The sequence below is a fragment of the Streptomyces sp. NPDC058284 genome (assembly GCF_042881135.1).
Lineage (GTDB): Bacteria > Actinomycetota > Actinomycetes > Streptomycetales > Streptomycetaceae > Streptomyces.
The window spans coordinates 1-11,732 of sequence record NZ_JBHVYE010000010.1; the positions used below are offsets into that span (position 1 = coordinate 1).

Below are 11,732 nucleotides of genomic sequence, written 5' to 3' on the forward strand. Positions count from 1 at the left end.
TGCTAAGGTAGCACCGTGCATGCTGTAGCCCCATTGTCCGGGCAGCGTGACGCAGGGATAGCGAGTACGCACATACCCCCGCGGCCCCGCCCCACAGACGAGCCACAGGCGCCCCGCCCCCGCCCCACCGCACCCGCACACGCCGCCGCGAGGCCCCGCCTCAGCCCACCCCCTACCCCTCCGCCACAACCACCGCCGAAGCAACCCCCGCATCATGGCTCAGCGACACATGCCAGGCCCGCACCCCCAGCACCGCGGCCCGCTCAGCCACCGTCCCCCGCACCCGCACCCGCGGCTGCCCGCTCTCCTCCACGTACACCTCGGCGTCCGTCCACCGAAGCCCGCTCGGCGCCCCCAGCGCCTTCGCCAGCGCCTCCTTCGCCGCGAAACGTGCCGCCAGCGAGGCGATTCCGCGGCGCTCCCCGCCCGGCAGCAGCAACTCGTTCTCCACGAAGAGCCGCTCTGCCATCCCCGGCGTCCGTTCCAGCGCCGCCGCGAACCGCTCGATCTCCGCGACATCGATGCCAACCCCAATAATCACCGGCTCAGCGTGACACAGCCGGCGTACCGGGGTGACGTACCCCACCCCCCGCCCGACCCCCCGTCCCGTTCAAACAGCCGTAACAATGGACCGTGATCTCTTCGGTCTCTGTGCCCCCGACGGCACCGCGGAGCGCCCACCGGTCCAAGCCGGAGGCGACTCCCTACCTCGACCTCACCCGCGCCGAGTGGAGCGCTCTTCGCGAGAAGACGCCGCTGCCTCTGACGGCGGAGGAGGTGGAACGGCTCCGCGGCCTCGGTGACGTCATCGACCTGGACGAGGTCCGCGACATCTACCTCCCGCTCTCCCGCCTCCTGAACCTCTACGTCGGCGCGACGGACGGCCTGCGCGGAGCGCTCAACACCTTCCTCGGGGAGAAGGGATCCCAGTCGGGCACCCCCTTCGTCATAGGAGTCGCCGGCTCCGTCGCGGTCGGCAAGTCCACCGTCGCCCGCCTCCTCCAGGCCCTGCTCTCCCGCTGGCCGGAGCACCCGCGTGTGGAGCGCGTCACGACGGACGGCTTCCTGCTCCCCACCAAGGAGCTTGAGGCCCGCGGCCTGATGTCCCGCAAGGGCTTCCCCGAGTCGTACGACCGCCGCGCCCTCACCCGCTTCGTCGCGGACATCAAGGCGGGCAAGGACGAGGTGACGGCGCCCGTCTACTCCCACCTGATCTACGACATCGTGGAGGGCCGGCGCCTGACGGTCCGCCGGCCGGACATCCTCATCGTGGAGGGCCTCAACGTCCTGCAGCCCGCGCTGCCCGGCAAGGACGGCCGCACCCGCGTGGGCCTCGCGGACTACTTCGACTTCAGCGTGTACGTCGACGCCCGCGCGGACGACATCGAGCGCTGGTACCTGAACCGCTTCAAGAAGCTCCGCCAGACGGCCTTCCAGGACCCGTCCTCGTACTTCCGCAAGTACACCCAGGTGTCGGAGGAGGAAGCCCTCGACTACGCCCGCACCACCTGGCGCACGATCAACAAGCTGAACCTCGTGGAGAACGTGGCCCCGACCCGCGGCCGCGCCACCCTCGTCGTCCGCAAGGGCCCCGACCACAAGGTGCAGCGCCTGAGCCTGCGCAAGCTGTAGGTACTCCCCGCCACCTCCCCGCCACCTGTAGGCGCCCCGCCGCCCCACCACCCCGCTAACCTGCGGGCATGCTGCACCTGCGCCTGATCACGCCGCCCGACACGACCGACGACGTGGTGCGTCTGATCGAACGCACCGTCGGCGCCACCCACCTGGTGGTCGTCCCCGGCGCCGCCCGCGACCCGCGGGGCGACGTGGTCATGTGCGACGTGGCCCGCGAGGCGGGTGACGAGCTGATCGGCGCCCTGCGCGCGCTCGGCATCGACGAGTCGGGCTCGATCTCGGTGGAGAACATCGACCTGTCGCTGTCCCGGCGCGCCGACCGGGCGGAGGACGATGCGCCGGGCGAGGGGGCGGACGCCGTGCTCTGGGAGCAGCTGGCCGACGCGACCCACGAGGAGTCGACGCTCTCCGTCACGTACGTCGCGTTCATCGTCCTCGCCACGATGATCGCGGCCTGCGGTGTCGTCCTGGACAACGCGATCCTGATCGTGGGCGCGATGGCGGTGGGCCCGGAGTTCGGCCCGCTCACGGGTTTCTGCACGGCCCTGATCCAGCGCGCGCCCCGCCTGGCCCTGCGCTCGGCGACCGCGCTGCTCGTGGGCTTCGCGGTGGCGATGGTGGCGACGGCCGGCTTCAGCTACTTCATGGACGCGATGGACCTGTTCAGCGACAGCGCCCTGAAGGCGGACCGCCCGAACACGAACTTCATCTACCGCCCCGACTGGTTCTCGTTCGTGGTGGCGGTCCTCGCGGGCATCGCGGGCACGCTCTCGCTCACCTCGGCGAAGTCGGCCGCGCTGGTGGGCGTGGCGATCTCCGTGACGACGGTCCCCGCGGCGGCGAACGCCGCGGTCGCCTTCAGCTACAGCGAGTACCGGCAGGCCTGGGGCTCCACCGAGCAGCTCCTGCTGAATCTCCTCGGCATCGTCCTCGCCGGCACACTCACGCTGCTGGCCCAGAAGTTCTTCTGGGCCGGGCAGCGCAAGCGCACCGCGGCGAAGACAGCCGCAGTCGAGGGCTAGGTAAAGACAGGCCCTAGCCGAGCGCCGACTTCACCACGTCGGCGAGCTGCCCGGCCACCGCCCGCGCCTGCTCGATGTCGGCGGCCTCGACCATCACCCGTACCAGCGGCTCGGTCCCGGAGGGGCGCAGCAGCACCCGTCCCGTGGAGCCCAGTTCGCGCTCGGCGGCGGCGACGGCGGCCGACAGCTCCGCCGAGGTCTTCACGCGCGACCTGTCGACGTCGGGCACGTTGATCAGGACCTGCGGGAGCCGCTCCATGACGCTCGCCAGATCCGCGAGCGTCCGCCCGGTCTCGGCGACGCGGGCGGCGAGCAGCAGCCCGGTCAGCGTGCCGTCGCCGGTGGTCGCGTGGTCGAGGACGATGACGTGCCCGGACTGCTCGCCGCCGAGGGCGAAGCCGTGCTCCTTCATCGACTCAAGGACGTACCGGTCGCCGACGGCGGTCTGCACCAGGGAGAGCCCCTGGCCCTCCATGGCGAGCTTGAAGCCGAGGTTGGACATGACCGTGGCGACAACGGTGTCGTGGCGCAGCGTGCCGTGCTCCCGCATGGCGAGGGCGAGCACGGCGAGGATCTGGTCGCCGTCGACCTCGGCGCCCGTGTGGTCCACGGCGAGGCACCGGTCGGCGTCCCCGTCGTGCGCGACGCCGAAGTCGGCCTTGTGCTCGACGACGGCTGCCTTGAGCAGCTCCAGGTGGGTCGAGCCGCATCCGTCGTTGATGTTGAGGCCGTCGGGCTGGGCGCCGATCGTGATGACCTCGGCGCCTGCGCGGGCGAAGGCCTCGGGCGAGACGCGGGCGGCGGCGCCGTGCGCCTCGTCGAGGACGATCTTCAGCCCGTCGAGGCGGTTCGGGAGCACGCCGATGAGGTGGGCGACGTACTGGTCGAGGCCCTGGTCGTACGAGGTGACGCGGCCGACGCCCGAGCCGGTGGGCCGCTGCCACGGGGCGCCGGTGCGGTGCTCCTCGTAGACGGCCTCGATGCGGTCCTCAAGCTCGTCGGCGAGCTTGTGGCCGCCGCGGGCGAAGAACTTGATGCCGTTGTCGGGCATGGCGTTGTGGCTGGCTGAGAGCATCACGCCGAGGTCGGCGCCCAGCGCACCGGTGAGATGGGCCACCGCGGGGGTGGGCAGCACACCGACGCGCAGGACGTCCACGCCCGCGCTCGCGAGGCCCGCGACCACCGCGGCCTCCAGGAACTCCCCGGACGCGCGCGGGTCACGCCCGACCACCGCCACCGCGCGATGGCCTTCAAAGGTGCCCGCCTCGGCCAGTACGTGCGCCGCCGCCACGGAGAGTCCGAGCGCGAGCTCGGCCGTCAGATCCGCGTTGGCGACACCACGCACGCCGTCCGTGCCGAAGAGTCGTCCCACTGCTGTCCTCCGAACGTTCAAGAAAAACCATGAACCCCTGGGAAGAGAGTCCCAGAAACCAGGAGGGTTCCAGGGCCCCAGGGGTTCCTGATAGCCGAACGCCCCGGCGGCACGGTGAGTGCCGCCGGGGCGAACGAGCAGTACAAGCAGGCAGCGATTTAGCGCTTGCTGTACTGCGGGGCCTTGCGGGCCTTCTTGAGACCGGCCTTCTTGCGCTCGACCGCGCGGTCGTCACGCTTGAGGTAACCGGCCTTCTTGAGGGCGGCGCGGTTGTTGTCGACGTCGGCCTCGTTCAGCGCGCGGGCGACACCGAGACGGAGCGCACCGGCCTGACCGGAGACGCCGCCACCCGAGATGCGGGCGACAACGTCGTAGCGGTTGTCGAGCTCGAGCACCTTGAAGGGCTCGTTGACTTCCTGCTGGTGGACCTTGTTCGGGAAGTAGTCCTCGAGCGTGCGCCCGTTGACCTTCCACTTGCCGGTGCCCGGGACGATCCGGACGCGGGCGATGGCGTTCTTGCGACGGCCCAGGCCGGCGGCCGGCTGCGGGTCGCCGAAGCGCGCGGCGTTCGACTCCGAGGTGTACTCGCCCTCGACGGGCGCCTCGGACTCGGTGGTGTACTGCTCGACGTCAACAACCTCGGTCTCTTCGACCGGCTGCTCAACGGTGGTCTCGGCCACGATTCTCCTCAGATTTCTTTACGTCTTTGGGGGTGGCCGGAACTACTGCGCGACCTGGGTGATCTCGAACGGGACCGGCTGCTGAGCGCCGTGCGGGTGCTGGTCGCCCGCGTAGACCTTCAGCTTCGAGAGCATCTGACGGCCCAGGGTGTTCTTGGGAAGCATGCCCTTGACGGCCTTCTCGATGGCCTTCTCGGGGTTCTTGGCGAGCAGCTCGTCGTAGCGGACGGAGCGCAGACCACCCGGGTAGCCGGAGTGGCGGTACGCCATCTTCTGGGTCTTCTTGTTGCCGGAGAGGTGCACCTTCTCCGCGTTGATGATGATGACGAAGTCACCGGTGTCAACGTGGGGGGCGTAGATCGCCTTGTGCTTGCCCCGCAGGAGGGAGGCGGCGGTGGTCGCCAGACGCCCCAGGACGATGTCCTGGGCGTCGATGACGTGCCACTGGCGGGTCACATCGCCGGGCTTGGGGCTGTACGTACGCACTTAGTAGCCTTCGCTTCTTCAGTGGATGGGGTCCAGACACACGGCACCCAGGAAGCGATCATGCAGCTGGGGCTCACAATGCCGGGGACGCTGCCCGTATGCGAGCCACTGGTAACTGCTCCAGGGAACCTACGTAAGGGCCCTTTCGCGTGAGATCGAGGACACCAATACGTATCAATCCCCGAGAGTACCCGCGCCGCCCCGCACCGGTCAAAACGCGGCTCTGGAGGCCGGCACCGGCGTCTCCCCGGGCGGCTCTGCCGACTTCCCGGGCGGGTCCGCGCTCTCCAGCGTAGCGCCCCGCACACACGCCCACCCGGCCGTGCCCGCGAGCACGCACAGCGTCACCGCGTCCTTGAAGGCCCGCCGCGTCCCCGGTTCGAGCCACGGCCAGGCGAACCCCGGCACTTGCGGCACAAGACCCACCCAGAACCACGGACCGCGCGCCACCGCCCCCGGCACCAGCGCCCCCGCGAGCAGCAGCGGAACCACGACGAGCAGATAGTGGTCGTACGAGGGCCGGGAGACGAGAAAGGCCGAAAGCATCAGCATCGCGGCGCATTCCGTCACCCTCGCGGGCTCCGCGTCACCCCTCTCCCACCGCCGCCACGCGCACCACAGCCCGGCCACCGCCGCGCAGCCGGCGAACAGCGTGGCGCCCGTCTGCGGCGCCCCGAGCCGCGCGAGCACCGCGGAGGGAGATGCCTCGTAGAGGCGTACGAAGGAGTCCTCGCCGCGCAGCAGGAAGGGCAGCGTCCGGGTGAAGAACCCGGAGGGGTCCGGCATGGCGAGTGCCGCGACCGCCGACACCAGCGCGGGCACGCCCACCGCGACGGCGAGGCCGCGCCACCGGCGGGCGAGGACGAAGAGGAGCACGACGGGCGCGAGCAGCGGTTTGACCGCGACGGCCGCCCCGATGACGGCCCCCGCGGCGACCCACCGACCCCGGCATGCGAGCAGCAGCGCGAGCGGCAGCGCGACCGCGGAGCCCGCCGTCCAGTTGCCGAGCTGGACGAGGTGCCCGAAGGGCGCGAAGCCGAGCGCGAGCGCGAGCAGGCCGTAGACGGCGAACCGACTGCGCAACGGGATGCCGTGGATACGCAGCGCGCACGCCCACCCGGCGACGAGCCCCGCGGTCACCCCCGCGGGCACGAGGCAGCGCACGACGTCCGCGGGCAGCACCGCCTGCGGCACCGCCGCGAGCACGGCGCCCGGCAGGTAGAGGAAGTGCCGGTCGACATAGGGCGACCGGCCGGCCAGCCAGGCGTCGGCGGCCCGCACCACGATGGCGTTGTCCATCCCGCCGTCCGGCGCGACCAGCACCATCCGGACCACGGCGGCGATCAGCACGGCCCCGAGAACGCACCGGACCTGCCACTCGGCCGGCCGCAACAACCACCCACTAACAGCCGTTTTGCCCGTATTCATAGGCCTCAGGCTAGGGCGGGAACCCCACGCGACCCGGGCTCAACATTCCGCACCGCGCGTCTAAGATGCCGCCCATGAGCTTTGGGCAAGGGGGACCCCAGTGGGGTCCGGGGGGAACGGGTGGGCCCGGCGGCGGCCCCACGCCCGACTGGGCGGCGCTCGCCGAGGCCTCCGAAGCGCGCGCCCGCCGTCGCAAGTGGCTGATGATCGGCGGCGGAGCGCTCGCCACGATCGGCATCGCGGCGGCCGTGGCCATCACCGTCGTCTCCGCGAACAGCGACGAGAGCACCACGTCGAACAAGCCCGCGAGCGAGCTGCCGACCGCCGCCGACATCCCCGGCGCCAGCAAGGAGGCCGAGCCGTCGTTCGAGGCGACCACGCCGCCGCCCCCGCCGGACCCCAAGGACTTCATCTCCAGCGCCAAGAAGGACAAGGCGCCGCTCACCCCCGAGGGCCTCTTCCCCGGCACGTCCCTGCGCTCGGGCAAGCACCTCTACAAGAAGGGGGCGACCGACTCCACCACGAAGTGCACGTCGGTCACCCAGAGCGCCCTCGGCACGGTCCTCGCCAAGCACGACTGCACGCGGCTGATCCGCGCCAGCTACCTCAGGGACGGCGTCGCGGTCACGGTCGGCGTCGCCGTCTTCGACACCGCGGCGGACGCCGCCAAGGTCAAGGAGCAGGTGAAGAAGGGCCTCGTCGAGTCCCTGCCCGGCAAGGGCGTGCCCGCCTTCTGCCGTACGGGCGTGTGCCGCGGCACCTACAACGCCCACGGCCGCTACGCGTACTTCACCACCACCGGCTACACCAGCGGCAAGGACGTCACGACCGGCGACCGCAAGGCCTACGGCGTCGGCGACGACCTGGCCCGCTTCGCCTTCCAGCGGATCAACCAGCGGGGCGAGGCCCAGGCCTCGGCCGCGGCCGGCGCCCCGCAGTAGCCCGGGGCTCGCGGGCCCCGTTCAGCAGCACCCGGCCCCGGGCAGCGTCCGCTTGTTGCGGGCCTCCTTGCTGCGCGCGGCGAGCAGCTCGTCGGCGGGGTAGCCGACCTCCTCCAGGGTGAGCCCGTGCGGCCGCACCACATGCACGGCGGAGTCCCGCACGCCCGCCGCGAGCACCTTGCCCGGCCACTCCACGGGCCGGTGCCCGTCCCCCACGAACAGCATGGCGCCGACCAGCGAACGCACCATGTTGTGGCAGAAGGCGTCGGCCCGCACGGTCGCTTCGAGGATTCCGTCGGCCCGCCGCTCCCACCGCAGCTCCTGGAGCGTACGGATGGTCGTGGCGCCCTCGCGCCGCTTGCAGTAGGCGGCGAAGTCGTGCTCACCGACGAGCCGCTCGGCGGCGGCGTTCATGGCGTCGAGGTCCAGCTCCCAGTCGTGCCAGAGCACATGGCCGCGCAGCAGCGGGTCGACGCCGCCGGGATGGTCGGTCACGCGGTAGGCGTAGCGCCGCCACACGGCCGAGAACCGCGCGTTGAACCCCGCGGGCGCCTCGGCGACCTTCCACACCCGCACGTCGTGCGACAGCCGCCCGGCGAGCCTGCGCAGCAGCTTGTCGCTGTGCTCGGCCCACACGTCCTCCGGCAGGTCGACGTGCGCGACCTGCCCCCGCGCGTGCACCCCGCTGTCGGTCCGCCCGGCGACGGTCAGCTCATACGTCTCCTGCGACCGCGTCACGGTCCGCAGCGCCGCCTCGATCTCCCCCTGGACGGTCCGCTGCCCCTGCTTCTGCCTGGCCCAGCCGGAGAATTCCTTGCCGTCGTACGACAGGTCGAGACGCACCCGCACGAACCCGGGCTCTACTTCATCACTCACTCGTGGTTCCTCTCAGCCGACACAAAAGCGGGCCCGCCCCGGAAAAGGGGCGGGCCCGCGACGCCCTTGAGGGGCAGAACGCTTACGCGTCCTTCGACTCCTCGGCGTCCTTGGCGGCACGCTTGGTCGCCGCCTCGGCCTCACCGGTGGCCTCCTGGGCCACGGTCAGGGCCTCCACCAGCTCGATGACCGCCATGGGAGCGTTGTCGCCACGACGGTTACCGATCTTGGTGATACGGGTGTAGCCACCCGGGCGGTTCTCGTAGCGCGGGCCGATCTCCGTGAAGAGCGTGTGCACGATGCTCTTGTCGGTGATGACGGACAGCACCTGGCGGCGGTTGTGAAGGTCACCCTTCTTCGCCTTGGTGACCAGACGCTCCGCGTACGGACGCAGGCGACGGGCCTTCGCCTCGGTGGTGGTGATGCGGCCGTGCTCGAAGAGCTGCTTGGCGAGGTTCGCCAGCAGAAGCTTCTCGTGCGCGGCGCTGCCGCCCAGACGGGCACCCTTGGCGGGCTTCGGCATGGTGTTTCTCCTTGTTGTCTGCCCCGGCCGTACCAGGTACCGGGGTCAGTGGCACCCGCGCCCCGTAAGGGGCGCGGGGAACTGCGCGAGCAACCGAAACGCAGGCGCAGCCAAAATCAAGCCGTCAGTCCCGAGCTCTTAGTACTGCTCGGTCTCGACGAACCCGGCGTCGGCATCGTCATCCGCGCCGAAGGCGTCCGCCGCGGCGGTCGGGTCGAAGCCGGGAGGCGAGTCCTTCAGCGCGAGGCCCATGCCATTGAGCTTCATCTTGACCTCGTCGATCGACTTCGCACCGAAGTTGCGGATGTCGAGCAGGTCCGCCTCGGAGCGGGCGACGAGCTCGCCCACCGAGTGGATGCCCTCGCGCTTGAGGCAGTTGTACGACCGAACGGTGAGCTCGAGCTCCTCGATCGGCAGGGCGAGATCGGCGGCAAGGGCGGCGTCCGTCGGGGACGGGCCCATGTCGATGCCCTCGGCGTCGATGTTGAGCTCGCGCGCCAGACCGAACAGCTCGACCAGGGTCTTGCCTGCGGACGCCATGGCGTCACGCGGGCGCATGGCCTGCTTGGTCTCGACGTCGACGATCAGCTTGTCGAAGTCGGTGCGCTGCTCGACACGGGTCGCCTCGACCTTGTACGTGACCTTGAGCACCGGCGAGTAGATCGAGTCGACCGGGATGCGCCCGATCTCCTGGCCGACCTGCTTGTTCTGCACGGCGGAGACGTAGCCGCGACCGCGCTCGACGGTCAGCTCCATCTCCAGCTTGCCCTTGCCGTTGAGCGTGGCGAGGACCAGGTCCGGGTTGTGCACCTCGACACCGGCCGGGGGCGCGATGTCGGCGGCGGTGACCAGACCCGGGCCCTGCTTGCGCAGGTACATCACGACCGGCTCGTCGTGCTCCGAGGAGACGACCAGCTGCTTGATGTTGAGGATGAGGTCGGTGACGTCTTCCTTGACGCCCGGCACGGTGGTGAACTCGTGCAGGACACCGTCGATACGGATGGACGTGACGGCCGCACCCGGGATCGAGGAGAGCAGGGTCCGACGCAGGGAGTTGCCGAGGGTGTAACCGAAGCCCGGCTCCAGCGGCTCGATCACGAACCGGGAGCGGAATTCGTCGACGACCTCTTCGGTCAACGAAGGACGCTGAGCGATCAGCATGAAGTGATTCCTTCAGCCAGGGGCACCCACTATTTGATGCCCTGTTGTTGTGACAAGGGTACGGGCGGTACCGCTCCGAGGAGCCGTACCGCCCGAACCTTAAGACGACCGTGCGTCAGACGCGGCGGCGCTTGGGCGGACGGCAGCCGTTGTGCGGCGTGGGCGTCACGTCCTGGATCGAGCCGACCTCGAGGCCGGTGGCCTGGAGGGAGCGGATCGCGGTCTCACGGCCGGAGCCGGGACCCTTGACGAACACGTCGACCTTGCGCATGCCGTGCTCCTGGGCGCGACGGGCAGCCGACTCGGCAGCCATCTGCGCGGCGAACGGCGTGGACTTGCGCGAGCCCTTGAAGCCGACGTGGCCGGCGGAGGCCCACGAGATCACGTTGCCGGTCGGGTCCGTGATGGACACGATCGTGTTGTTGAACGTGCTCTTGATGTGAGCGTGCCCGTGGGCGACGTTCTTCTTTTCCTTGCGGCGCACCTTCTTGGCAGCGCCCTGACGACCCTTGGGGGGCATCTATAACTCCTACGGGAGGTGGTCGGTCCTGCAGCGACAGCTGTCGATAGACCGCTGAGCGAGGACTACTTCTTGCCCGGCTTCTTCTTACCGGCGATGGCGCGACGCGGGCCCTTGCGGGTGCGGGCGTTCGTGCTGGTGCGCTGACCGCGAACGGGCAGGCCGCGACGGTGACGCAGACCCTGGTAGCAGCCGATCTCGACCTTGCGGCGGATGTCGGCCTGGATCTCGCGACGGAGGTCACCCTCGGTCTTGATGTTGGCGTCCACGTACTCGCGGATCTTGACGAGGTCTTCCTCGGTCAGGTCGCGGACGCGGGTGTTGCGGTCCACCTCGGTGGCGTCCAGCGTCTGCTGGGCCAGCGTGCGGCCGATGCCGAACACGTAGGTGAGGGCGACCTCAATACGCTTCTCGCGCGGGAGGTCAACACCTTCAACGCGTGCCATTCATGGCTCCTGTTGATTCTTCGGAGGTCTTCAGCAGAACCACTCCCAGCCGCCGTCCCCTTGGAAAAGGGTTGGTACGAACTGGGTCCCCGGCCTCCGACCGAGGGTGTCGCCCTCCATACCGATGGATCTGAAGAGGGACGTGTCCTGCGTATCTATTTACGTGCGTCGCGCGAAAATCTGCGAACTGCAGTCGTGCGTCAGCCCTGGCGCTGCTTGTGGCGCGGGTTGTCGCAGATGATCATGACCCGGCCGTGACGGCGGATCACCCTGCACTTGTCGCAGATCTTCTTGACGCTCGGCTTGACCTTCATTGGGTGAGGTTCTCCGGGTCAGTGCCACCACCCCGCGCGAGCGGGATGCGGGCAAGATCTACTTGTACCGGTAGACGATCCGGCCACGGGTCAGGTCGTACGGAGACAGCTCCACCACGACCCGGTCGTCAGGGAGGATGCGGATGTAGTGCATACGCATCTTGCCGCTGATGTGTGCCAGGACCTGGTGGCCGTTCTGGAGCTCCACCTTGAACATGGCGTTCGGGAGAGACTCGACGACAGTGCCTTCGATCTCGATGGCACCTTGCTTCTTGGCCACGCTTCGCCCTTCGAATCGACTACCTTGATCGACCTCGTACACCGAATG

The 11,732-nt window shown here is 69.7% G+C and carries 15 protein-coding genes; 3 read left to right on the top strand and 12 right to left on the bottom strand.

From position 1 onward, the window contains the following. Positions 1-172: 172 nt before the first annotated feature. Positions 173-541, bottom strand: a complete 369-nt coding sequence (locus ACFVYR_RS15960; protein ID WP_384250399.1) for a holo-ACP synthase — start codon at positions 539-541, stop codon at positions 173-175. 110 nt (positions 542-651) lie between these two features. Here ACFVYR_RS15960 and coaA point away from each other — a divergent pair, with 110 nt between their 5' ends. After that, entirely contained in the window at positions 652-1,632 is a 981-nt protein-coding gene (gene coaA / locus ACFVYR_RS15965; protein WP_384250751.1) for a type I pantothenate kinase, read from the top strand. A gap of 68 nt (positions 1,633-1,700) precedes the next feature. Then, positions 1,701-2,657 carry a DUF389 domain-containing protein gene (locus ACFVYR_RS15970; RefSeq protein WP_384250402.1) on the top strand — a complete coding sequence of 319 codons (957 nt, stop codon included), beginning with the start codon at positions 1,701-1,703 and terminating at the stop codon, positions 2,655-2,657. Between the two features lie 13 nt (positions 2,658-2,670). Here ACFVYR_RS15970 and glmM read toward each other — a convergent pair whose 3' ends face one another. The 4 genes from glmM to ACFVYR_RS15990 all read right to left on the bottom strand — a co-directional run bounded on the left by glmM (position 2,671) and on the right by ACFVYR_RS15990 (position 6,623). Further along, the gene (glmM, locus tag ACFVYR_RS15975) at positions 2,671-4,029 is read right to left on the bottom strand and encodes a phosphoglucosamine mutase (protein ID WP_384250404.1); all 1,359 of its coding nucleotides are present in this window, start codon (positions 4,027-4,029) and stop codon (positions 2,671-2,673) included. Positions 4,030-4,187: 158 nt separating this feature from the next. Further along, a complete protein-coding gene (gene rpsI, locus ACFVYR_RS15980) occupies positions 4,188-4,709 on the bottom strand; it encodes a 30S ribosomal protein S9 (RefSeq protein WP_384250407.1) in 522 nt (173 codons plus the stop codon). 42 nt (positions 4,710-4,751) lie between these two features. Then, the gene (rplM, locus tag ACFVYR_RS15985) at positions 4,752-5,195 is read right to left on the bottom strand and encodes a 50S ribosomal protein L13 (protein WP_384250411.1); all 444 of its coding nucleotides are present in this window, start codon (positions 5,193-5,195) and stop codon (positions 4,752-4,754) included. Between the two features lie 210 nt (positions 5,196-5,405). After that, positions 5,406-6,623: a glycosyltransferase 87 family protein gene (locus tag ACFVYR_RS15990; RefSeq protein ID WP_384250414.1), complete on the bottom strand. Its 1,218-nt coding sequence runs from the start codon at positions 6,621-6,623 to the stop codon at positions 5,406-5,408. A gap of 74 nt (positions 6,624-6,697) precedes the next feature. Between ACFVYR_RS15990 and ACFVYR_RS15995 the strand changes: the two genes are divergently transcribed. Further along, on the top strand, positions 6,698-7,564 hold the full coding sequence (locus ACFVYR_RS15995) for a hypothetical protein (RefSeq protein ID WP_384250416.1): 867 nt from the start codon (positions 6,698-6,700) through the stop codon (positions 7,562-7,564). Between the two features lie 21 nt (positions 7,565-7,585). On the opposite strand, the gene truA is transcribed toward ACFVYR_RS15995, so the two are convergent. The 7 genes from truA to infA all read right to left on the bottom strand — a co-directional run bounded on the left by truA (position 7,586) and on the right by infA (position 11,684). Continuing rightward, entirely contained in the window at positions 7,586-8,440 is an 855-nt protein-coding gene (gene truA / locus ACFVYR_RS16000; protein WP_384250419.1) for a tRNA pseudouridine(38-40) synthase TruA, read from the bottom strand. 82 nt (positions 8,441-8,522) lie between these two features. Next, entirely contained in the window at positions 8,523-8,963 is a 441-nt protein-coding gene (gene rplQ / locus ACFVYR_RS16005; RefSeq protein ID WP_384250421.1) for a 50S ribosomal protein L17, read from the bottom strand. A gap of 138 nt (positions 8,964-9,101) precedes the next feature. Then, on the bottom strand, positions 9,102-10,124 hold the full coding sequence (locus ACFVYR_RS16010; protein WP_016645160.1) for a DNA-directed RNA polymerase subunit alpha: 1,023 nt from the start codon (positions 10,122-10,124) through the stop codon (positions 9,102-9,104). 115 nt (positions 10,125-10,239) lie between these two features. After that, positions 10,240-10,644 carry a 30S ribosomal protein S11 gene (rpsK, locus tag ACFVYR_RS16015; protein ID WP_003948617.1) on the bottom strand — a complete coding sequence of 135 codons (405 nt, stop codon included), beginning with the start codon at positions 10,642-10,644 and terminating at the stop codon, positions 10,240-10,242. Positions 10,645-10,709: 65 nt separating this feature from the next. After that, positions 10,710-11,090, bottom strand: coding sequence for a 30S ribosomal protein S13 (gene rpsM / locus ACFVYR_RS16020; RefSeq protein WP_030782528.1), 381 nt, complete (start codon positions 11,088-11,090; stop codon positions 10,710-10,712). Between the two features lie 200 nt (positions 11,091-11,290). Next, the gene (gene rpmJ / locus ACFVYR_RS16025) at positions 11,291-11,404 is read right to left on the bottom strand and encodes a 50S ribosomal protein L36 (RefSeq protein ID WP_003948619.1); all 114 of its coding nucleotides are present in this window, start codon (positions 11,402-11,404) and stop codon (positions 11,291-11,293) included. A gap of 58 nt (positions 11,405-11,462) precedes the next feature. Next, positions 11,463-11,684, bottom strand: coding sequence for a translation initiation factor IF-1 (infA, locus tag ACFVYR_RS16030; protein ID WP_003948620.1), 222 nt, complete (start codon positions 11,682-11,684; stop codon positions 11,463-11,465). Positions 11,685-11,732 lie beyond the last annotated feature (48 nt).